Source organism: Ideonella dechloratans (assembly GCF_021049305.1).
Taxonomy (GTDB): Bacteria; Pseudomonadota; Gammaproteobacteria; order Burkholderiales; family Burkholderiaceae_C; genus Ideonella; species Ideonella dechloratans.
In genome coordinates, this window is record NZ_CP088081.1 from 1,539,734 (window position 1) to 1,560,669 (window position 20,936).

A 20,936-nucleotide genomic window follows, 5' to 3' on the forward strand; every position below is an offset into this window, starting at 1 on the left:
AATCCCTGATGAGCAAGCCTACCTTGCTGGAGAACATCCACGGTCCGGAAGATCTGCGCAAGCTGTCCCGGCCCCAGCTCAAGCAGCTGGCCGATGAGTTGCGGCAGTTCCTCCTGCAGTCGGTCAGCCGCACCGGTGGCCACCTGTCGTCCAACCTGGGCACGGTCGAGCTGACCATCGCCCTGCACGCGGTCTTCAACACCCCGCAGGACCGGCTGGTCTGGGATGTGGGTCACCAGTCCTACCCGCACAAGATCCTGACCGGCCGGCGCGAGGCCATGGCCACCCTCAAGCAGCTCGGGGGCATCAGCGGCTTCCCGCGGCGCAGCGAGAGCGAGTACGACACCTTTGGCACCGGGCATTCGTCCACCTCCATCTCGGCCGCGCTGGGCATGGCCCATGCCGCCCGCCTCAAGGGTGAAAGCCGCAAGGCCGTGGCCATCATCGGCGATGGCGCGCTGACCGGCGGCATGGCCTTCGAGGCCCTGAACCACGGTGGCTTCCAGGGTGGCGCGGGCCTGCCGGACATGCTGGTCATCCTGAACGACAACGACATGTCGATCTCGCCGCCGGTGGGGGCGCTCAACCGCTACCTGGCCCGGCTGATGAGCGGCCGCTTCTACTCGGTCGCCCGCGAGGGGGCCAAGTCGGTGCTGAAGAACACGCCGCTGTACGGCCTGGCCAAGCGCTTCGAGGAGCACACCAAGGGCATGGTGGTGCCCGACGCCACCATCTTCGAGGAGTTCGGCTTCAACTACGTCGGGCCGATCGACGGCCACGACCTGGACGCCCTGATCCCCACGCTGGAGAACCTGCGCCAGGCCAAGGGCCCGCAGTTCCTGCACGTGGTCACCCGCAAGGGTTGCGGCTACAGCCCGGCCGAGGAAGACCCGATCAAGTACCACGGTCCTGGCAAGTTCGACCCGTCCATCGGGCTGGTCAAGTCCACCGCCCCCGCGGCCCAGACCTTCACCCAGGTCTTCGGCCAGTGGCTGTGCGACATGGCCGCGGCCGACGAGCGTCTGGTGGGCATCACCCCGGCCATGCGCGAAGGCTCGGGCATGGTCGAGTTCGAGAGGCGCTTTCCCACCCGTTACCACGATGTGGGCATTGCCGAGCAACACGCGGTGACCTTCGCCGCCGGTCTGGCCTGCGAAGGGATCAAGCCGGTCGTGGCCATCTACAGCACCTTCCTGCAGCGGGCCTACGACCAGCTGATCCACGATGTGGCACTGCAGAACCTGCCGGTGGTCTTCGCGCTGGATCGCGCCGGCCTGGTCGGTGCCGATGGCGCCACGCACGCCGGGGCTTATGACATTGCCTTCCTGCGCTGCATCCCGAACATGAGCGTGCTGACGCCGGCCGACGAGGCCGAGTGCCGTCGCGCCTTGACCACCGCCTATCGCCAGGAACATCCGGTGGCCGTGCGCTATCCGCGTGGCGCGGGCGTCGGCACGGTGCCGGCCGCCGAGCTGGACGAACTGCCCTGGGGCAAGGGCGAAATCCGCCGCGAAGGCCGGGGCGTGGCCATCCTGGCCTTTGGAACGCTGCTCTACCCGGCCCTGCAGGCGGGGGACAAGCTGGATGCCACCGTGGCCAACATGCGCTTTGCCAAGCCGCTGGACAAGGCCCTGGTGCTGGACCTGGCCCAGCGCCACGAGGGCCTGGTCACGATCGAGGAAGGCTGCATCGCCGGTGGTGCCGGCAGTGCGGTGATGGAGGCCTTGGCCGAAGCCGGCGTCACCGTGCCGGTGCTGCAGATGGGCCTGCCCGACGAGTTCATCGAGCATGGCGACCACGGCAAGCTGCTGGCGCTGTGTGGCTTGGACGCCGCGGGCATCGAGGCGGCCGTGCGCCGCCGTTTCGGGGCCCCGCTGGCCCTGGTGAAGCCGGCCGCCGCCTGAGCGCGGCCCCGGCGTTCTCGCACTCATAGCACAATCGAGGGTGACCGGCATCAACCCTGCGCCAGCGGGGTTGCCGGTTCGCTGTCACATTGACAGCCTGAATCCCCTGCCGTTCCCATGAATACCCTGACCGACGCCCTGCACATCCCCGACACCCAGAGCGAGCGCGACGAGCGCCACCTCGCGATCCAGCGCGTGGGGGTGAAGGATGTGCGCTATCCGCTGAATCTGCGGGTGGCGGGAGCGGTACAGTCCACCGCGGCGCTGTGGAACCTGGACGTGGCCCTGCCGGCCGAGAAGAAGGGCACCCACATGTCCCGCTTCGTGGCCTGGCTGGACGCCCAGAGCGAGCCGCTGGACGCGGCCGGCCTGGCCCGTCAACTGGACGTGATGCTGGACAAGCTCGGGGCGACGGATGGCCGCATCGAGGCCCGTTTCTCCTTCTTCATCCGCAAGAAGGCGCCGGTCTCGGGCCTGCAGAGTCTGCTGGACTACGCCGGGGCCTTCATCGCCGAACGCAAGGACGGCCGCACAGCCATCTGGGCCGAGGTGGGCGTGCCGGTCAAGAGCCTGTGCCCCTGCTCGAAGGAGATCTCCGACTACGGCGCGCACAACCAGCGCTCGCTGGTGACCATCCGCGTCGAGCTGAAAGACCCGGTGGCCGGTGCCATCGAGTGGCAGGAGCTGGTGCGCTTTGCCGAGGAGTCGGCCTCCAGCGAGATCTGGCCCATGCTCAAGCGGGCCGACGAGAAGTGGGTGACCGAGCGCGCCTACGAGAACCCCAAGTTCGTCGAGGACCTGGTGCGTGACGTGGCCCTGCGCCTGAACGCCGATGCCCGCATCGGCCACTACCGGGTGGATGTCGAGAACTTCGAGTCCATCCACAACCACTCGGCCTGGGCGCGCATCGAGCGCTGAACCCGCCTGGCCCCCGGGGTCAGAACAGCGACTGCCCCGTCAGGGTGGTGAAGCGCTCCAGCGCGTAGCTGCCGGCCAGCGAGTTGCCCGAAGGCTCCAGCTCGGGTGACCAGACGCACACCCCCAGCTGGCCCGGGATGTGGCCGACGATGCCGCCGCCCACGCCGCTCTTGGCCGGAATGCCCACGCGGAAGGCAAAGTCCCCCGCCGCGTCGTAGGTGCCGCAGGTCAGCATCAGGGCCGAGAGCCGCTTGGCGGTGCTGGCGCTGACCACCCGCTCACCGTTCCAGGGGTTCACCCCGCCGTGGGCCAGGAAGGCCACCGCCCGCGCCAGGTCCACCGCGTCCATGCGGATGGCGCAGTGCCGGCAGTAGGCCGCGATCACCTCGTCCACCGGGTTGTGCAGGTTGCCGAAGCTGCGCATGAAGTGGCCCATGGCGCGGTTGCGCTCGGCCGTGGCCATCTCGCTGCGGGCCACCCGGTCGTCGTACTGCAGCGTGGCGTTGCCCGACAGCCGCCGCACGAACTCCACCAGCGCCGTTTCCGGGTTGACGAAGCGGGTGCACAGCACATCCGTCACCACCAGCGCGCCGGCGTTGATGAAGGGGTTGCGCGGCTTGCCCTGCTCGGATTCGAGCTGCACCAGCGAGTTGAAGGGGTTGCCCGAAGGCTCCCGGCCCACCCGCTGCCACAGTGCATCGCCCACGCACTGGTAGGCCAGGGTCAGCGCGAACAGCTTGGAGACCGACTGGATGGAAAAGGGCACCCGGGCGTCGCCGCAGGCGCTGACCTGACCGTTCAATGTGACCACGGCCATGCCGAACTGGTCGCCCCGCACCTTGGCCAGCTCCGGGATGTAGCTGGCCACGCGGCCCTGGCCCAGCAGGGGCTGGATCTCGGTGCGGATCTGGTCGAGGACGGTCGGGTAATCGTGGTCGGGGATGCTCTGGCTCATGGTGCGCCGCAGTCTAGCGTCGCGCCTTGCCGGCCGCGGCCAGGCTGCGGCGCAGGAACTGCCCGGCCACGAAGATGTCCTTCTCCACCGCGCGCCGCGCCCCGGCGCTGTCGCCGCGCGCCAGCGCCTTCACCAGGTCCTCGTGCGCGTCGTTGAGCACCGCGCTGGCCTCGGGCGTGTCGAACAGCCGGTTGGAGATGGGGCCGGCCTTGAGCCACAGCGTGTCGATCAGACCAAACAGCGTGGGCGAGCCGGCGGCCTTGTACAGCAGCACATGGAAGTCCTCGTTGGCGGCCAGGTAGTCGTCGCCGTCACCACGCGCCAGGGCCTGGGCCATGCGCTGGCTCAGGGCCTGCAGCCGGGCCTGTCCCTCGGCGTCCAGTCGCAGCGCGCCGCGCTCGGCGGCCTCGCCTTCCAGCAGCATGCGCATCTGCAGCAGGTCGTCGAATTCGGGCCCCGACAGCCGGGGCACCGCCACCCCGGCATTGGGCACATTGACCACCGCGCCCTCGGCGGCCAGGCGCTGCAGCGCCGCCCGCACCGGCATCTGGCCCACGCCCATGTCGGCCGCCACGGTGCGGATCTTCAACCGCTCGCCGGGCAGGAAGCGGCCCACGGTCACCCACTGCCGCAGCGTGGCGTAGATCGCGTCCTGGTGGGTGGCGGCCGCCGGCGGGGCGGGGGTGTCGGTGTCGGCGGCGGTGGGCATGTCAGCGGGGCAGGGCGGGGACGCGCAGTGTAGGCCTCAGCCCGGCCGGGTCTCGCCGACGAAGGCGTCGAAGCTGGCCACCAGGCGGTCCACATCCGCCGCCGTGGTGTCGGGGCAGACCAGCATCATGTTGTGGAAGGGCGTGATCAGCAGGCCGCGGTTGAGCAGGTACAGATGCACGATCTGCTCCAGGGCCGGGTCCAGGATGGCATCGGCCTGGCTGCCGTTGCGCGGCGGGGTGGGCGTGAACTGGAATTCGGTGCGGGCGCCCACCTGGGTCACGCACCAGGGCAGGCCATGGCGAGCGATGACGTCGCGCAGTCCGTCGGCCAGGCGCTCGGCCAGGGTGGCCATGCGGGCGTAGGCGGCTTCGGTCATCACCTCGGCCAGGTTGGCGCGCATCGCGGCCAGGGCCAGCAGATTGGCCGTCAGCGTGGTGCCGATGCCGCTGTGGCCCGGCGGGGCGTTGCGCTTGGCCTGCTCGGCCCGGCGGGCCGCCTCGGCCGAGAAGCCGTAGACCGCGCAGGGCACGCCGCCAGCCACCGGCTTGCCCAGCACCAGCAGGTCCGGCTGCAGGCCGTGGGCCCGGGTGTAGCCGCCAGGGCCGGTGCTGATGGTGTGGGTCTCGTCGATCAGCAGCAACGTGCCGTGGCGCCGGCACAGGGCCTGGGCCGCCTCCCAGAAGCCGGGCTCGGGCAGCACCATGCCGATGTTGGTCATGGCCGGCTCGGCCAGCAGGCAGGCCACCTGGCCGTCGGCCAGCGCGGCCTCCAGCGCGGCCAGGTCGTTGAACTCGACGCTGCGGGTGGTGCGGGTGATGTCCACCACCTGGCCCAACAGGCTGTCGCGGGTGCGGGGCTGGCCGTCTACCAGGTCGACGAACACGTCATCCACGGTGCCGTGGTAGCAGCCGTTGAAGATCAGCACCTGGTCGCGGCCGGTCAGTGCCCGCGCCCAGCGGATGGCGAAGCGGTTGGCGTCCGAGGCGCTGAGCGCGAACTGCCAGATGGGCAGGCCGAAGCGCCGGGCCAGTTCCTCGCCCACCCACACCGCGTCCTCGCCGGGCAGCATGGCGGTGATGCCCTGGGCCGCCTGACGCGCCAGCGCTGCGGCCACCGGCGCCGGGCTGTGGCCGAACATGGCGCCGGTGTCGCCCAGGCAGAAGTCGGTGTAGGCGTGGCCGTCCACGTCCTGCAGCCGCGCGCCCCGGGCGCTGGCCACATGCAGGGGGAAGGGGGTGGACCAGTCGTTCATCCAGTGCAGCGGCACGCCGAACATCAGGTGCCGGGCGGCGCGCTGGGCCAGGGCCTGGCTGCGCGGGTGGGCGGCGGCGTAGGCGGCGCGCTCGCGCTGCTGCAGGGCGGTCAGGCGGGCCGGGTCCAGGCCGGCGCGCAGAGTGGGGGCAGTGTTCATGTCGGTGGGCATCGGGATGTCTCGGCCTCAGACCAGCAGCAGCAGGTGCTCGCGCTCCCAGGAGCTGATGACCCGGTTGTAGGTGGCGTACTCCAACTCCTTCACGGCGCAGAAGGCGTCGACGAAGCTGTCGCCCAGCACCTCGCGCATGGGGGCGCAGGCGCGCATGCGCTCGATCGCGTCTTCCAGGTGCCGGGGCAGTTCGTGGGCCACGTTCCAGGCGCTGTCGGTGGTGGGCTCCGAAGGCGTCAGACGCTGCTCCATGCCCAGGTAGCCGCAGGCCAGGGTGGCGGCCATGGCCAGGTAGGGGTTCACGTCCACGCCGGGAACGCGGTTCTCCACCCGGCGCGCGGCCGGGCCGGACTTGGGCACCCGGATGCCGCAGGTGCGGTTGTCGTAGCCCCAGCGCACATTGATGGGCGCCGACATGAAGGGCGCCAGCCGCCGGTACGAGTTCACATAGGGCGCGAACATGGGCATCAGTTGGGGGATGTAGGTCTGCAGCCCGGCGATGTAGTGGGCGAACAGCGGGCTGGCGCTGCCATCGGGCTGGCTGAAGATGTTGCGCTCCTGGTCGTCGTGGATGCTCTGGTGGATGTGCATCGCACTGCCGGGCTCGGCCTCCATCGGCTTGGCCATGAAGGTGGCGAAGATGTTGTGGCGCAGCGCCGTCTCGCGCACCGTGCGCTTGAACAGGAAGACCCGGTCGGCCAGCTCCAGCGGTTCGCCGTGGCTGAAGTTGATCTCCATCTGGCCCGGGCCGGCTTCGTGGATCAGGGTCTCGACGCCCAGCTGGTGCAGCTCGCAGAAGTTGGAGAGCTCCATGAAGAAGGGGTCGAAGTCGTTGACCGCGTCGATCGAGTAGCTCTGCCGTCCGGCCTCGGGCTTGCCGGTGCGGCCCAGCGGCGGCTGCAGCGGCTCGTGCGGGTTCTGCTGGCGGGCCACCAGGTAGAACTCCATCTCCGGCGCGACGATGGGCTTCCAGCCGCGCTCTTCATAGAGCTTCAACACCCGACGCAGCACGCCGCGCGGCGACAGCGCCACCGGCGAGCCGTCCCATTCCTGGCAGTCGTGGATGACCACCGCCACCGGCTCCGCCGCCCAGGGCACCAGGCGCACGGTGGCGGCGTCGGGCACGCAGACCATGTCCGGGTCGGTGTCGCCGACGAAGGGGCCGTTGTCCGGCTGCTGGCCGTTGACGGTGTTGAGAAGCACGCTCTTGGGCAGGCGCATCTCGCCGGCGGCCTGGAACAGGTCGCGCGGCAGGATCTTGCCGCGGGCGATGCCGGTCATGTCGGGGATCACGCACTCCACCTCGTGGATGCGGTGCTGGGCGAGGAAGCTGTCGAGCAGGGAGGCCATGGGCGGGGCGGGAGTCGCGATGAGCGCATCCTAGCAGGATTGGTAATTTGTGATCACAAGTGAAGACACTGAGGCCATATATGCCGGAATGGTTCGATCATGTGATCTGAAACCGGATCGGCGGCGGGCCTGTCCCTGCTGCCCGGCGGGCAGGTGACAATCGGGTCTGTTCCCCTCACTCCGCTTCGCCGCCATGTCCATCCTCGTGCTCAACGGCCCCAACCTGAACCTGCTCGGCACCCGCGAGCCCCAGATCTACGGGGCCGAGACGCTGGCCGATGTGGAGGCCCGGCTGGCGCAGGAGGCGCAGGCCCTGGGCCTGGCCCTGCAGTGCTTCCAGAGCAACCACGAGGGCGCGCTGATCGACCGCATCCACGCCGCCCGGCTGGACGGCACCCGGGCCTTCATCGTCAACCCGGGCGGCCTGACCCACACCAGCGTGGCCCTGCGCGACGCCTTTGCCGGCGTGGCTCTGCCGGTGGTGGAGGTGCACATCAGCAACGTGCACCGGCGCGAGGAATTCCGCCACCATTCCTTCATCTCGGGCATCGCCGAGGGGGTGATCGCCGGCCTGGGCACCGAGGGCTACAGCGCCGCCTTGCGCTTTCTGGCGCGGCGGCTGGCCCAGGCCTCGACTGCGTCACGCTGAGTCGGGTTTACCCCGATTCATTCGGGGAAGCCTGCGACGAAGTGTCAGGAAAGGTTGACGTTCCGGCGTCATCCAGCACCGTGCTTCGACTGGCTTCCCGAGATGACGAGCGACCCGACCGCTTCCACCCTGGTGTCCCGCGCCCCCTTCGAGGGCGCCACCCTGCTGCTGGTGGACGATGAATCGGGCGTGCTCAACGCCCTGCGTCGCCTCTTCCGCGGGCAGGGCTACACCGTGCTGCTGGCTTCCAGCGGCGCCGAGGGCTTGCAGGTGCTGGCCCAGCAGCCGGTCGATCTGGTGCTGTCGGACATGCGCATGCCCGAGATGGACGGGGCCCAGTTCCTGGCCGAGGTGCGCCAGCGCCATCCGCAGGCCGTGCGCCTGCTGCTCACCGGCTATGCGGACATCGGCTCCACCATCGCGGCCATCAACCAGGGCGAGATCCACCGCTACATCGCCAAGCCCTGGAACGACCCCGACCTGCTGTTGACCGTGCAGGAGGCCCTGCGTCGGCGCCAGCTGGAGCTGGAGAACCAGCAGTTGCTGGCCCAGGTACAGGCGCAGAACCAGGCGCTGGCCGAGCTCAACCAGGGCCTGGAGCAGCGGGTCAAGGCCCGCACGGCCGAGATCGAGCAGATCAACGACATGCTCGAGAAGGCCTACGAGGAGCTCAACGAGAACTTCATGGTGGCCGTCACCGTGTTCTCGGGCCTGCTGGAGATGCGCGAAGGCGCCGTGGCCGGCCACGCCCGGCGGGTGGCGGCCCTGGTCAAGCGCATGGGGCCGCACCTCGGGCTGGATGAGCGGGCCCTGCAGGAGGTGTACCTGGGCGCGCTGCTGCACGACATCGGCAGCATCGGCTTTCCGGACCGCATGCTGGGCAAGCCGCTGTCCCTGCTGGTGCCCGAGGACCAGATCCGCTACCGCCGGCATCCCAAGGACGGCGAGGCCGCGCTGATGCCCCTGGCCAGGCTGCACGGCGTGGGGCGCATCGTGCGTCAGCACCACGAGCGGATGGACGGCAAGGGCTTTCCGGACGGCCTGGAGGGCGAGGACATCGTGCTGGGCGCGCGCATCGTCGCTGCGGTCAGCGATTACGACGACCTGGTCCACGGGGCCATGTCGGCGCAGGCCCATTCGCGCCAGCAGGCGCTGCAGACCATCCGCGGCGGCGTGGGCACCCATTACGACCCCCGGGTGGTCGAGGCCCTGGAGGCGGTGCTGGCCGAGCCCGATCCGCAGGAGCGCGAGGACGAGTGCATCGAGGCCATCCAGCTGCGGCCGGGCATGGTGCTGGCCCGTGACCTGCTGTCGGCCAAGGGCGCCCTGCTGCTGGCGGCCGGCTATGTGTTCGAGGAACGCGTGATCCGCCAGATCCGCGAGTTCGTGTCCAGCGAGGGCGTGCGCCTGACCCTGCATGTGCGCCGTGTGCCGGGGGATGCGGCACCCCGCCTGACACCGCCGAGGTCAGCCGCGGCCACCCCCGCAACCGCCACCACCGCCACCGCGTCCCCGGAGCTGCGCCATGCCTGACGGCAGCGGCCATCTCGCGCATCCCACCGGGGCCGCCCTGTCGGCCTACGACGTGGTGGCCGTGCCGGTGCTGCTGCACCGCGGCGGCGCCGTGCTGCACGCCAACCCGTCCATGCTGCGGCTGCTGGGCTGCCCCCAGGAAGAAGCCCGCACCCTGGACGTCATGTCGCTGGTGATCGCCGAGGACCGCGACGCCCTGCACGAACACCTCCAGGCCTGCCTGTCCCCGGACGCGCAGGAGCCGCCGGCCCAGGCCTACACCCTCGAATCCCGCCAGGGCGTGCGCCGCCGGGTGGAGTGGACCTCGCGGGCCTGTGCCATCGAGGGGCGGCACACGCTGGTCGTCACCTGCCAGGACCTGAGCGACATGCAGTTCGTCCAGGACAGCCTGCAGCAGCTCAGCCAGATGCTGCACCAGATCATCGAAGGAGGCCCCATCCCCACCTTCGTGATCGGCGTGGATCACCGGGTGACCCACTGGAACCGCGCTTGCGAACGTTTGACCGGGGTCTCGGCCATGGAGATGCGGGGCGCCGAAGGCGCCTGGCGGGGCTTCTGGACCTCGCCCCGCGCCCTGCTGGCGGACCTGATCGTCGATGAGGCGCCCGAGGATCTGCTGCGCAGCACTTATGCCGATGGCGATGCGCGCCAGATCGAGGGCGGGGACGGCGCCTGGGAGGTCGAGCAGTTCTTCCCGCAGCTCGGGCCCGAAGGCCGCTGGGTGCATTTCACCGCTGTCCCGTTGCGCGACACCGCCGGTCGCATCATCGGCGCCATCGAGACCCTGCTGGACGTGACCGAGCGGCGCCAGGCCGAGGAGGCCCTGCGCCAGCACCGCAACGAGCTGGAACTGCGGGTGCAGGAACGCTCGGCCGAACTGCGCGGCACCCTGCACCAGCTCGAGGCCTTCATGGCCAATGCGCCGGTGGGCGTGGCCCGCACGCGGGGGGCGCGCATCGAGCACCACAACCGCAAGATGGCCGAGATCCTGGGCTGGGCGGACGATCGGCCGCCGCAGGACACGGCCGAGCTCTTCCGCACCCGCGAGGAATTCGAGTGGTTGCGCCAGCGCTCCACCCCGGTGCTGCTGACCGGCCAGGCCTGGCGACAGGAGATGTGGCTGCGCCACCGCGACGGCCGCCTGATGTGGGTGCAGCTGATCGCCTACCCCGCCGACGTGGACCACATCGAAAGCGGCGCCTGGTGGCTGGTGGAGGACCACACCGAGGTCCGCCGGGCCCAGGACGAGCTGCGCACCCACAACGAGCAGCTCAAGGCCACGCTGAGCAAGCTCGAGGAGGCACAGAACCAGCTGCTGCAGTCCGAGAAGATGGCCTCCATCGGCCAGCTGGCCGCCGGCGTGGCCCACGAGATCAACAACCCGATCGGCTTCGTCAGTTCCAACCTGCACACCCTCAAGGGCTATGTGGGGCAGCTGCTCGAGCTGGTGGGTGCCTACGAAAACGCCCAGACCCGGCCCGGCGCCGAGGCCCAGGCCGCGGTGGCGCAGGCCCGCGACGCGGCCGAGATCGACTATCTGCGCGAGGACCTGCCCGCCCTCATGAGCGAGAGCGAGGACGGCCTGGCCCGGGTCAAGAAGATCGTGCAGGACCTCAAGGACTTCTCGCGGCTGGACCAGTCCGAATGGCAGGACGCCGACCTCAACGCCGGTCTCGAATCCACGCTCAACGTGGTGCGTCACGAAGTGAAATACAAGGCCGAGGTGCGCAAGCTGCTCGAACCCCTGCCGCTGGTGCGCTGCCTGGCGGCCCAGCTCAACCAGGTCTTCATGAACCTGATCGTCAACGCGTCCCACGCCATCCAGGGGCACGGCGTCATCACGCTGGCCAGCGGCCCTCAGGACGGCTGGGTCTGGATCGAGGTCGGCGACACCGGCTGCGGCATGAGCGCCGAGGTGCAGCGGCGCATCTTCGAGCCCTTCTTCACCACCAAGCCGGTGGGCAGCGGCACCGGTCTGGGCCTGTCGCTGTCCTTCTCCATCGTGCAGAAGCACGGCGGGCTGATCCAGGTCCATTCCGTGCCGGGCCAGGGCAGCACCTTCCGGGTCTGGGTGCCGGTGGCCGGGCCGGGGCCGGACGGTACCGCTGGCACCCCGCCTGAACGGCCCTGGGTGGACCGCCAGGCCCAGGCCTCGCTGGGGGCGCCATGACGGCACCGCAGCAGCCCCTCGTGCCGCCGGCGACCGCGGCCGTGGACGTGAGCGCCCTGGTGGTGCCCGAAGGCGCCTCGCTCCCGTGGTTCGCCGCGGTGCTGGAGCACTCCGAGGTCGCGCTGGTGCTGGCGCAGGCCCAGGGCGTGCGCTACGCCAATCCGGCCGCCCGCCGTCTGCTGGGCTGGGACGGCAGCCCGCTGGAGGGCCACCAGCTCTCCGACTGGGTGGCGCCCGAGGACCGGCCGCGCATCGCCGAGCAGTTGCGTCGGCGCCTGGGAGGCCAGTCGGGCCAGTTCTGGGAGGTGCAGGGCCTGCGCCGGGACGGCAGCCGATTCGATGTGCGTCTCTGTGGCCAGCCTGTCGTGGTGGACGGGCAGCCGGCCGATCTGGTGACCCTGTTCGATGTCAGCGAGACCCGCCAGGCCCTGCGCCAGGCGCAGTGGAACGCAGAGCTGCTGGACCACAGCGAGCAGCTGTCCCGCTCGGGGTCCTACGTGCTGGCCTGGCCCGAGGGCCGCCTGCGGCCCTCGGCCGGGCTGCGTCAGCTGGTGGGCACCCTGGCCGATGCCGGCGCCGCCGACCCGGACGAGGCCTGGGCCTGGGTGGCCCCGGAAGATCGCATCCGGGTGATGCAGGCCTGGCGCGAGGCCCGACCCGACCAGCCCTTCCAGCTCCAGCACCGGGCCCTGGGCGCCGAGGGCCAATGGTTGCAAGTGGTGCACCGCGGCGTGCTGCACACGCAGACGCCGGGCGACACCCCGCAAGGCATCGGGCTGGTGCAGGACATCACCCGCCAGCACGAGGCCGAGCAGAAGGTGCAGACCCTGGCCCAGTACGACGTGCTCACCGGTCTGCCCAACCGGGCCCACTTCATCCAGCAGCTGGCCGCGCGCATGCAGATCGCCCGATGGGACCGCAGCGGCTTTGTGCTGACGGTGGTGGAACTGCCCCAGCTGCAGGAGTTGCGTGTCACCCTGGGCCACGAGGCCGCCCAGACCGTGCTGCGCACGCTGGCCCAGCGGCTGCAACAGCAGGCGCAAGAGCAGGAGCTGGTGGCGCGGGTCAGCGGCCAGGGCCTGGCCCTGATGGGCCGGGCGGCGCCCGAGGTCCAACCCGAGGCCGCTCTGGAGCAGGCGCACCAGCTGCGCAAGTGGCTGCAAGCCCCCATGCTGATCGATGCGGCCGAGGTCCTGCCCCGCTGCCGCATCGGGCTGGCCATGTTCCCCGGCGATGGCCAGGACGGTGCCACCCTGCTGGAGGCGGCGGAGAAGGCCTGCGCACTGGCCGACGAGGCCGGCGGCGTGGCCTTCGCCCGCGCGGAGGCCCATGCCCATGCGCTGCGCGAGATGCAGATGGCCAGCGCGCTGCGCCATGCCCTGGAGCGCCAGGAACTGCGCCTGGTCTACCAGCCCCAGGTGTCGCTGAGCAGCGGGGCCATCGTCGGTCTGGAGGCCCTGGCGCGCTGGCACTCGCCGCAATGGGGCGAGGTGCCACCCACCGAATTCATCGGCGTGGCCGAGCGCAGCGGTCTGATCGGCGCGCTGGGCCAATGGGTGCTGGACACCGCCTGCCGCCAATGGGTGACCTGGCGGGCCGCCGGCCTTCAGGCCCCGCGGGTGGCGGTGAACGTGTCACCCCACCAGCTGCGCCGGGGTGATCTGGCCCTGGCCGTGCAGCGCGTGCTGCTGGACACCGGCATGGACCCGCGGGGCCTGGGCATCGAGCTGACCGAGAGCGCGGTGATGGACGACCCGGCCCGGGCCGGTCAGGCGCTCAGCGAGTTGCGAGCCCTGGGCGTCGAGGTGGCGCTGGACGACTTCGGCACGGGCTACTCCAGCCTGGCCTGCCTGCGCAGCCTGCCCATCGATGTGGTCAAGCTCGACCGCAGCTTCGTGAGCGACCTGGACAGCGCACCCGAGAGCATGGCCCTGACCCGGGCCATCCTGACCATGGCCCACGGGCTGGGCATGCAGGTGCTGGCCGAGGGCGTGGAGAACGAGGAGCAACTCAACCTGCTGCGGTCCAAGGGCTGCGACCTGATCCAGGGCTACTGGTTCAGCCCCCCCGTGGCCGCCGAGGCCCTCGCCGAACGCCTGGCCACCGGCTGGCGCCTGGCCGCGCGGCATCTCTCCCGCGACGACGGCCGCCGCACCCTGCTGCTGGTGGACGACGAGGACAACATCCTGTCCGCGCTCAGGCGCCTGCTGCGCCGCGACGGCTACGAGATCCTGACCGCCCGCAACGGCGAAGAGGCCCTGCGCCGCCTGGCCGAGCACCCGGTGGACGTGATCCTGAGCGACCAGCGCATGCCCGGCATGACGGGGGTGGAGCTGCTGCACCGTGCCGCGGCCCTGTACCCGGACACCGTGCGCATGACCCTGTCGGGCTTCACCGATCTGCAGTCCATCATCGATGCCGTCAACGAAGGCGCCATCTACAAGTTCCTGACCAAGCCCTGGGACGACGACCGCCTGCGGGCCCATGTGGCCGAGGCCTTCCGGCGCAAGGGCATGGCCGACGAGAACCGGCGGCTGAGCACCGAGGTCGAGACCACCAACGCCTTGATGGCCCATGTGAACAGCCAGCTCAGCGCCGCGCTGGACCGCCAGCGCGAGCAGGCCCTGCTGCTGCAGGCCAGCGTGGGGGGCGTGCGGGAGATCCTGGACAGCCTGCCGCTGGCGGTCATCGGCGTCGATCCCGACGGGCTGCTGGTCTATGCCAACGCCCAGGCCCACCGGCTGTTCCCGCCCGAGACGCTGGCGCTGGGCGTGCCTGCCCGCGCCGGCATGCCGGGTCTGGCTTCGGCCGGCAGCCAGGAGCACTGCGAGATCCAGGGCCAGGCTTGCCGCGTCTGGCGCCATCGGTTGGGCGCCGAGTCCGGGGCCTGGCGGGGCGACGTGCTGATCTGCCTTCCCATTTCCGAGGACCTCTGCCATGAATCCGCCTGACGCGCCGCCTGCACCGGTGCCCGGCCCGCCCGCTGCGGCCGGGCCCGTGCACCCTCCGGGTGAGGACCGCCTGGCCCACCTGTTCCGCCACAGCCTGTGCGAGGGGCGGCTCCACCCGCTCTACCCCTTGCTGCGCAAGTACCGGCAGGAGGCCGGTCAGCCATGAGCACCGCCGCCATCTCGCTGGACAAGGTCCAGTCCTGCGTCGACGCTTTGCCGGCCCTGCCGCAGGCCGTGCGCGAGGTCATGCAGGCCCTGCAGCGGGACGATGTCTCCGTGGAGCGCAGCGTCCACCTGATCGAACAGGACCAGTCCCTGGCCGCCCGCACGCTGCGGGTGGCCAACTCGGCCTTCTACGGCATGTCAGGGCGGGTCGGCCGCATCGGCGATGCCGTCACCCTGCTGGGCCTGCGGGCCGTCTCCGGCGTGCTGCTGGCCGTCTCCTTCACCCACGGCCTGGACACCCTGCGCTGCAGCGGCTTCAGCTTTCGCAGCTACTGGCGACACAGCATGGCCACCGCACTGGCGGCCCGCCTGCTGGCGCCGCGCCTGCGGCTGGACCCCGACGAAGGTTTCGTGGCGGGGCTGCTGCACGACATCGGCAAGCTGGTGCTGGCCGCGCACTTCCCGGCCGAAGGCGCCCAGGCCCTGGCCCTGGCCCGCAGCGCCGATGTGTCGGATGTCGAGGCCGAGCGGGCGACCCTGGGGCTGAGCCATGCCGAGATCGGCGCGGTGCTGGTGCGCCACTGGCGCTTCCCGGCCGAAGTGGCGCAGGCCGTTGAACACCACCATCAGCCCACCGCTGCTGCCGATCCGGCCGCACGCAGTCTCGCCGAGTTGATCGAGGTGGCCAACGCCGTGGCCCATGCACTGGACCTGGCCGAGGACCCGCTGGAGGTCGTGCCGCCACTGGATCCGGCCCTCTGGCTGCGGCTGGACCTGAGCGACGCTGCGGCCCTGGCCCTGCTGGCCGGGGTGGAGCGGGGCGTGGACGACATGTGCCGTGCCCTGACCCTGTGATGCGGCACCCTGATGCCTGAGTGACCCTGGAGACGACCATGCCCCGACTGCTGCTGGTGGACGACGAACCTTCCCAGCTCAAGGCCCTGCAGCGCACCCTGCGCGGCCTGTGCCCCGACCTGCACCTGGATCTGGCGTTGGGCGCGGAGGAAGCCCTGGCCCATGTGCGGGCCCGGACCCATGACGTGATCGTGGCCGACCTGCGCATGCCCGGCATGGACGGCCTGGCCCTGCTGGGCGAGGCCGCGCGCTGGCAGCCGCTGGCGGTGGCCATGCTGCTGACCGGCGTGGCGGACTTCGGCACCGCGCAGCGGGCCCTCAACGAAGCCGGCGTCTTCCGCTACCTCACCAAGCCCTGGGAGCCCGAGATGCTGCGCAGCCAGGTGCGCACGGCCTTGGCCGAATTCCAGCGGCGGGCGACCCAGCAGGCGCAGGCCACGGCCTGGCAGGCCGGGCAGGGCCAGCTCACGCCCCAGGAGTTGGAGCGACTGCGGTTGGAGCAGGAGGAGCCCGGCCTGACCCATGTGGAATGGGCCGATGACGGTGCGGTGCTGATGCCGGCCCTGGATGCCGACCTGTCCGCCCCGCGCTGACCTGGGGGCTGCGGGGGGGGGGGGGTGTCGCGTCTGCCTGTCAAGTTTCCGGCCCCGCCGGCCGATATGACGAACAGCATCCGAAGCGGGTGCATTGAACCCTCGCCCCCCCCTTCATGCGCGCCATTTCCCCACCATCCGCCGCGCACGTCACCTCCCGGTGGCGTGGGTGGATGCCTGCGCGCTGGCGCGGCTCGCTGCTGCTGCGGCTCACCCTCGGGTCGCTGCTGGTCGGCGTGCTGGCCACAGCCATGATCTCGGGCCTGCTGATCCGCGACGCCGAGCGGGAGACCGAAGCCCGGGTGCGGCAGGTCGTGCTGCAGGACGCGGTGCACGGGGCGGCCGCCCTGTCGCGGCGGCTGATCGAGCGGCAGCAAAGTCTGCAGGCCGCCGCGCAGACGGTGCGCGATCCCGCGCGCTGGGACGCCTCCAGCGACGCCCATCCCGGCCTGGCCGTGATGTTCGACGACATCTTCGTGGCCGACCCGCAGGGGCGGGTCTTCCCCTCGCCCAATGACGATCCGCCACTCGGCATCCCGCCGGGGGCCCTGGCCCGGCAGGCCGGCTTCCTCACCACGGTCCAGGAAGCCCGCCCCCTGATCTGGTTGCTGCAGAGCGACGGCATCTCGCCGGGCCGGCCCGGGGCCGCCACCGCGGGTGCGCTCGCGGTCTTCACCGAGCCGGTGCTCCGCGCGGGCCATGTGCAGGCCGTCCTCGGGGGCGTGCTGCGGCTGGGTCGCACCGGGCTGATGGGCGATGTGGTCGAGGCCGGCCCCGACTTCGGCGAGGGGGCGATTTCCCAGCTGCTGGCGGTCACCGATGGCCAGGGGCGCCGCCTGGTGGAGGGCGAGGCGGCACCGGGCGTGTCGCCTGCGGCCTCCGCGCAGTGCTTGTCCGAGGCCATGCGCCGGTGGCGGGCCCAGGGCAGCCCGGTGGAGCCTGCCGGCGTGGTCTGGCTCGACGGCGACCAGATCGTGGTGGCCGCGGGTGTTCCGGGGCCGGACTGGGTGGTCTGGCGAGCCTATTCCCGTGCCGTGATGGTGGCCCCGCTGGACGTGCTGCGCGAGCGCTCGCTGCGCTGGGCGCTGGGCACCTGGGCGGGCCTGTCGCTGGTGCTGTTGCTCTACCTGGGCTGGCAGCTCAGTCCGCTGGCCAAGCTGGAGCGGCGCGTGGTGGCTCTGCTCGATGGCGCACAGGCTGCTGACGAGGGCTGGCCGATCGCGCGTGGCGAGATCGGTGCGCTCAGCGCCACCCTGCACAGCGTGGCCCTGGCGCTGGCGGACAAGGACAACGAGAACCGGCAGCTGCTGGAGCGGCTGGAGAGCGTGATGGCGGCCGCCCCGCTGGGCCTGGCCTTCCTGCGGGGCGACCGGCTGAGCCTGGTCAACGCCGAGATGGCCCGCCTGCTGGGCTACGAGCCACGGGCGCTGAGCGGCCTGCCCGCCCGCGTGCTGCTGGCCGATGCCGGCGAGGCCGACCGGGTGCTGGGCGCCATCCAGGGCGCGCTGCGCACCGGCCAGGCCTATGTGGGCGAGCACCGCTTCCTGCGCCTGCAGGGCAGCAGCTTCTGGGGCCAGCTGCACGCCAGCGAGGTGCGGCCGGGCGAGCCCGAGGCCGGCATGGTCTGGACCCTCAGCGACATCACGACCCAGGTGCAGTCGCGCCATCAGCTGGAATGGTCCGCCACCCACGATGCGCTGACCGGCCTGCTCAACCGCCGGGGCTTCGAGGAGCGCATGGCGCGCTTTGTCGAGGGCCGGCAGCGTCGCCCCACGGCCCTGCTCATCATCGACCTGGACCATTTCAAGCCCATCAACGACAGCGAGGGCCACCCCGCCGGCGACGCCATGCTGCAGGCGGTGGCCGCGGCCCTGAGCGAGGGCGTGCGGGCCAGCGACGCGGTGGGGCGGCTGGGAGGCGACGAATTCGCGGTGCTGCTGGAAGGCTGCCCGCCCCAGTGGGCCCAGCGGCTGGCGCAGAAGCTGCTGGAACGGGTGCAGGCCGCGCGCGTGCCCTGGAACGGGCGCGTGCTGCAGGTCGGCGCCAGCATCGGCCTGGCCATGTGGGACGAGCGCATGGGCAGCGCCCAGCGCTGGAACCACGCAGCGGACCAAGCCTGCTACGAGGCCAAGCGCTCAGGCCGGGCGGCGGTGCGGTGCAGCAGCGCCGAGGCGCTGGACGAAGCCCTGCCGGGCTGAGCGGGCTTCTTCAGGCCTTCAGGAACAGCCCGATCGTCAGGGCCACGCCCAGGGCCACGATGGCCATGCGCAGCAGCCGCTCGTTGACGCGGTGCAGGGCCCAGGCCCCGGCCAGGCCGCCCACCATCGCACCCGCGCCCAGCACCAGGGCCTGCAGCCAGTGCACCTGGGGCGACAGCACGAACAGCGCCACCGCCGAGGCGTTCATCACGCCGGCCAGCGCGTTCTTGGTGGCGCCGGCATTGCGGGTGGCCATGCCGGCCATGGTCAGTGCTGCCAGCATCAGAAAGCCGATGCCGCCGCCGAAGTAGCCGCCATAGATCGCGATCAGGAACTGCGCCACGCCCGCGCCCACCGGGCCCAGATGGGCCCCGTCGGCCCCGGGCTTGCGGAAGAAACTGCCCCAGGCGAACACCGTGGTGGCGAACAGCACCAGCCAAGGCACCAGCCGGGCGAAGATCGAGGAGGGCGTGTTCAGCAGCAGCAGGCCGCCCAGCGCACCGCCCACCAGACTCAGGATGAACAGGGCCTTGAAGGGCAGGGGGCCGCAGCCGCTGACCATCTTGCGCCCGGCCAGGCCGGAGCTGACCTGCCCGGGGAACAGGGCGACGGTGGAGGTGATGTTGGCCGCCAGCGGCGACATGCCGGTGAGCATCAGGGCCGGCAGGGTGACGAAGGAGCCACCGCCCGCCAGGGCGTTTTGCAGGCCGGCCCACAGGCCGGCCACCAGGACGATCCACAGCATCGGGAATTCCGCAGAGAGAGGGGGAAAGGGGAGATCAGGGGGCCTTGGGCTTCCAGGCCGAGCACCAGCCCGCGGCCTTCACCTCGACCCCGTAGAACAGCTGGCAGCCGCCCTGGCTGTCGGCGGCCTCACCGCCGTACAGCTCGCAGTTGCGGCAGGTCTGGCCGGGGGCGTACTGGGTGAAGCGCTGGCGGTCCACCCGCAGCGCGTCGGCCACATAGCCCAGTTGCCGGGCGGTCGGGTTGTCTTCCTGCAGCAGCGGCAGCGATTGCGCCTGGGCGCCCAGTGGCGACAGGCCGACCGCAGGCAGGCAGACCGCAGGCAGAGCGCGCAACAAGGTGCGGCGGGTGGGGTGGTGGGGCATGTCCGTCCTGGTGGGGTGGGGCGCACCGGCCGTCAGGCTGCGGTCGCACCCAGGGCCTTGGCGTGGCTGCGCGAGCGTACGACAAGCAGCGCCCCGGCGAAGACCAGCAGCCCCAAGACCCCGATGCCTGCTTCGACATTCAGCATGGTGGCCATGCCCCAGCGGTCATAGGCCTGGCCGTCGATCCAGGTCACGTAGCCGATGGGCACGTTCGACAGCGAGGCCATGATGTTGTACTTGGTGGCGGCGGCACCACGGCCGATGACCTCCAGCACCAGGGCCGAGAAGCCGGCGTAGGCCATGCCCACCGCCACGTTGTAGGCGCTGGCCAGCACGATGAAGCTCGTCTCGCTCTTGGGCGCCAGGGCCATCACCACCGCCAGCACCACCTGCAGCAGGCCGAACAGGCAGTAGGCCGTCTTGCGCTCCAGCCGGTCGCAGACCCAGCCGCCCAGCAGGCAGCCCGCGGCCGAGGCCAGCCCGCCCAGGCCGCCGTTGACCAAGGCCACCGTGTTGGCGCTGGCATGCCAGTCGCCCGCCATCACCGACCAGAGGTTGGACACCGCGCCGCTGCCGATGGGCAGGAAGCAGACGATCAGGGCCAGCAGGCCCGAGCGCGAGGCGATGACCGACCACAGGTCGCCCCACAGCCCCCAGAGCACGCCCTTGAAACGGGCCAGCACGCTGGCGTGGGCCGCGCGCGATTCATGCGGCGTCTTGGCCGGCTCCGGCAGAAACAGCAGCGGCACGCAGCTCAGCACGCACAGCGCGGCCATCACCCAGCCCGAGGCCAGCACCGAGACCTGCCAGTCCTGCACCAGCCACAGGGCCAGGCCGCCACCCAGCGCCCCGCCGCCCAGGTTGCCGGCCTGGAACCAGCCGGCAGCGCGCCCCTTTTCCTCGTCGGCGGTGCTGTGGGCCATCAGGCTGTCCACCGCCATGCCGGAGACGGTGCTGGTGACATTGGTGATCAGCATCACCACCGTCAGCGCGCCCCAGTGCAGCGCATCGCGCGAGAACCAGGCCATGCTCACCATGCCCAGGCCGGTCACCAGGGTGGAGGCCAGGTACCAGTGGCGCCGCGTCCAGCTCAGGTCGACCAGCGGTGCCCACAGGAACTTCCAGGTGTTGGGCACGTAGCTCAGGGCGATCAGGCCAGCGATGGCGGCGGCCGAGATGCCCGCCTGCTTCAGTTCGTAGGCCAGGGCCACGCCCAGAAAACCGCCCACCAGCCCGAAGGGCACGATCAGCACCATGAAGATCCACGGCGGGGCCGAAGGGCTGGCGTGCGGGGCGGCGGAGTGGGAGGCCATGGTGCTTGCGGGGGACAGCTGTGAAGCCGCGGATGGTAGCCGGCGGCCGGGCTCGGGTCCTTCCCCAGTTCCCCTGGGGCGCCGCCGGCTCCCGTCCGCGCGGCCCCGTAAAATCAGGGGTTTTTTCCGTCCGCACCCG

Annotated in this window: 17 protein-coding genes; 10 read left to right on the plus strand and 7 right to left on the minus strand. The window is 71.1% G+C overall.

The features are described 5' to 3' along the window. The first annotated feature begins 8 nt into the window (after positions 1 to 8). Together dxs and folE2 are read left to right on the plus strand one after the other, a co-directional pair. A complete protein-coding gene (gene dxs / locus LRM40_RS07210) occupies positions 9 to 1,904 on the plus strand; it encodes a 1-deoxy-D-xylulose-5-phosphate synthase (RefSeq protein ID WP_151124046.1) in 1,896 nt (631 codons plus the stop codon). Between the two features lie 117 nt (positions 1,905 to 2,021). Further along, positions 2,022 to 2,822 carry a GTP cyclohydrolase FolE2 gene (folE2, locus tag LRM40_RS07215; protein ID WP_151124047.1) on the plus strand — a complete coding sequence of 267 codons (801 nt, stop codon included), beginning with the start codon at positions 2,022 to 2,024 and terminating at the stop codon, positions 2,820 to 2,822. A 19-nt stretch (positions 2,823 to 2,841) separates the two neighbouring features. Here folE2 and LRM40_RS07220 read toward each other — a convergent pair whose 3' ends face one another. From LRM40_RS07220 to LRM40_RS07235, 4 genes are read right to left on the minus strand one after another with little or no spacing between them, the layout of a single operon-like run. Next, on the minus strand, positions 2,842 to 3,777 hold the full coding sequence (locus LRM40_RS07220) for a glutaminase (protein ID WP_151124048.1): 936 nt from the start codon (positions 3,775 to 3,777) through the stop codon (positions 2,842 to 2,844). Between the two features lie 13 nt (positions 3,778 to 3,790). Further along, positions 3,791 to 4,486 (minus strand): GntR family transcriptional regulator, encoded by a 696-nt coding sequence (locus LRM40_RS07225; RefSeq protein WP_151124049.1) that lies wholly within the window; start codon positions 4,484 to 4,486, stop codon positions 3,791 to 3,793. 36 nt (positions 4,487 to 4,522) lie between these two features. Next, positions 4,523 to 5,899, minus strand: a complete 1,377-nt coding sequence (locus LRM40_RS07230) for an aspartate aminotransferase family protein (RefSeq protein WP_151124050.1) — start codon at positions 5,897 to 5,899, stop codon at positions 4,523 to 4,525. Between the two features lie 27 nt (positions 5,900 to 5,926). Next, positions 5,927 to 7,261, minus strand: a complete 1,335-nt coding sequence (locus LRM40_RS07235) for a glutamine synthetase family protein (protein ID WP_151124051.1) — start codon at positions 7,259 to 7,261, stop codon at positions 5,927 to 5,929. Between the two features lie 193 nt (positions 7,262 to 7,454). Between LRM40_RS07235 and aroQ the strand changes: the two genes are divergently transcribed. From aroQ to LRM40_RS07275, 8 genes are all read left to right on the plus strand, one after another. After that, a complete protein-coding gene (aroQ, locus tag LRM40_RS07240; RefSeq protein ID WP_151124052.1) occupies positions 7,455 to 7,910 on the plus strand; it encodes a type II 3-dehydroquinate dehydratase in 456 nt (151 codons plus the stop codon). 102 nt (positions 7,911 to 8,012) lie between these two features. Continuing rightward, positions 8,013 to 9,443: a response regulator c-di-GMP phosphodiesterase, NosR family gene (gene nosR, locus LRM40_RS07245; protein WP_151124053.1), complete on the plus strand. Its 1,431-nt coding sequence runs from the start codon at positions 8,013 to 8,015 to the stop codon at positions 9,441 to 9,443. Beyond that, positions 9,436 to 11,613 carry a PAS domain S-box protein gene (locus LRM40_RS07250; protein ID WP_151124054.1) on the plus strand — a complete coding sequence of 726 codons (2,178 nt, stop codon included), beginning with the start codon at positions 9,436 to 9,438 and terminating at the stop codon, positions 11,611 to 11,613. The genes nosR and LRM40_RS07250 overlap by 8 nt, the downstream gene beginning before the upstream one ends. A gap of 20 nt (positions 11,614 to 11,633) precedes the next feature. Continuing rightward, the gene (locus tag LRM40_RS07255) at positions 11,634 to 14,564 is read left to right on the plus strand and encodes an EAL domain-containing protein (RefSeq protein WP_231067777.1); all 2,931 of its coding nucleotides are present in this window, start codon (positions 11,634 to 11,636) and stop codon (positions 14,562 to 14,564) included. After that, entirely contained in the window at positions 14,551 to 14,730 is a 180-nt protein-coding gene (locus tag LRM40_RS07260) for a hypothetical protein (RefSeq protein WP_151124056.1), read from the plus strand. Before LRM40_RS07255 ends, LRM40_RS07260 begins: the two co-directional genes overlap by 14 nt. Further along, positions 14,727 to 15,584: an HDOD domain-containing protein gene (locus LRM40_RS07265; RefSeq protein WP_151124057.1), complete on the plus strand. Its 858-nt coding sequence runs from the start codon at positions 14,727 to 14,729 to the stop codon at positions 15,582 to 15,584. The genes LRM40_RS07260 and LRM40_RS07265 overlap by 4 nt, the downstream gene beginning before the upstream one ends. A gap of 38 nt (positions 15,585 to 15,622) precedes the next feature. Then, positions 15,623 to 16,177 carry a response regulator gene (locus LRM40_RS07270; RefSeq protein WP_151124058.1) on the plus strand — a complete coding sequence of 185 codons (555 nt, stop codon included), beginning with the start codon at positions 15,623 to 15,625 and terminating at the stop codon, positions 16,175 to 16,177. A gap of 173 nt (positions 16,178 to 16,350) precedes the next feature. Continuing rightward, the gene (locus LRM40_RS07275; RefSeq protein WP_151124059.1) at positions 16,351 to 18,375 is read left to right on the plus strand and encodes a sensor domain-containing diguanylate cyclase; all 2,025 of its coding nucleotides are present in this window, start codon (positions 16,351 to 16,353) and stop codon (positions 18,373 to 18,375) included. Between the two features lie 10 nt (positions 18,376 to 18,385). On the opposite strand, the gene LRM40_RS07280 is transcribed toward LRM40_RS07275, so the two are convergent. Genes LRM40_RS07280 through LRM40_RS07290 form a run of 3 tightly spaced genes read right to left on the minus strand, consistent with a single transcriptional unit; the run spans position 18,386 to position 20,797 of the window. Continuing rightward, positions 18,386 to 19,120 carry a sulfite exporter TauE/SafE family protein gene (locus tag LRM40_RS07280; protein ID WP_151124060.1) on the minus strand — a complete coding sequence of 245 codons (735 nt, stop codon included), beginning with the start codon at positions 19,118 to 19,120 and terminating at the stop codon, positions 18,386 to 18,388. A gap of 34 nt (positions 19,121 to 19,154) precedes the next feature. Then, positions 19,155 to 19,484: a high-potential iron-sulfur protein gene (locus tag LRM40_RS07285; protein ID WP_151124061.1), complete on the minus strand. Its 330-nt coding sequence runs from the start codon at positions 19,482 to 19,484 to the stop codon at positions 19,155 to 19,157. A gap of 32 nt (positions 19,485 to 19,516) precedes the next feature. Beyond that, positions 19,517 to 20,797 (minus strand): MFS transporter, encoded by a 1,281-nt coding sequence (locus tag LRM40_RS07290; RefSeq protein ID WP_151124062.1) that lies wholly within the window; start codon positions 20,795 to 20,797, stop codon positions 19,517 to 19,519. Positions 20,798 to 20,936 lie beyond the last annotated feature (139 nt).

Bases quoted from the DNA above. Each gene is read 5' to 3' on its own strand.
- LRM40_RS07280 (WP_151124060.1), bottom strand. From the start codon at position 19,120: ATGCTGTGGATCGTCCTGGTGGCCGGCCTGTGGGCCGGCCTGCAAAAC.
- LRM40_RS07220 (WP_151124048.1), bottom strand. From the start codon at position 3,777: ATGAGCCAGAGCATCCCCGACCACGATTACCCGACCGTCCTCGACCAG.
- LRM40_RS07225 (WP_151124049.1), bottom strand. From the start codon at position 4,486: ATGCCCACCGCCGCCGACACCGACACCCCCGCCCCGCCGGCGGCCGCC.
- LRM40_RS07270 (WP_151124058.1), top strand. From the start codon at position 15,623: ATGCCCCGACTGCTGCTGGTGGACGACGAACCTTCCCAGCTCAAGGCC.
- LRM40_RS07265 (WP_151124057.1), top strand. From the start codon at position 14,727: ATGAGCACCGCCGCCATCTCGCTGGACAAGGTCCAGTCCTGCGTCGAC.
- nosR (WP_151124053.1), top strand. From the start codon at position 8,013: ATGACGAGCGACCCGACCGCTTCCACCCTGGTGTCCCGCGCCCCCTTC.
- LRM40_RS07235 (WP_151124051.1), bottom strand. From the start codon at position 7,261: ATGGCCTCCCTGCTCGACAGCTTCCTCGCCCAGCACCGCATCCACGAG.
- LRM40_RS07285 (WP_151124061.1), bottom strand. From the start codon at position 19,484: ATGCCCCACCACCCCACCCGCCGCACCTTGTTGCGCGCTCTGCCTGCG.
- LRM40_RS07260 (WP_151124056.1), top strand. From the start codon at position 14,551: ATGAATCCGCCTGACGCGCCGCCTGCACCGGTGCCCGGCCCGCCCGCT.
- aroQ (WP_151124052.1), top strand. From the start codon at position 7,455: ATGTCCATCCTCGTGCTCAACGGCCCCAACCTGAACCTGCTCGGCACC.
- LRM40_RS07290 (WP_151124062.1), bottom strand. From the start codon at position 20,797: ATGGCCTCCCACTCCGCCGCCCCGCACGCCAGCCCTTCGGCCCCGCCG.
- dxs (WP_151124046.1), top strand. From the start codon at position 9: ATGAGCAAGCCTACCTTGCTGGAGAACATCCACGGTCCGGAAGATCTG.
- LRM40_RS07250 (WP_151124054.1), top strand. From the start codon at position 9,436: ATGCCTGACGGCAGCGGCCATCTCGCGCATCCCACCGGGGCCGCCCTG.
- folE2 (WP_151124047.1), top strand. From the start codon at position 2,022: ATGAATACCCTGACCGACGCCCTGCACATCCCCGACACCCAGAGCGAG.
- LRM40_RS07275 (WP_151124059.1), top strand. From the start codon at position 16,351: ATGCCTGCGCGCTGGCGCGGCTCGCTGCTGCTGCGGCTCACCCTCGGG.
- LRM40_RS07230 (WP_151124050.1), bottom strand. From the start codon at position 5,899: ATGAACACTGCCCCCACTCTGCGCGCCGGCCTGGACCCGGCCCGCCTG.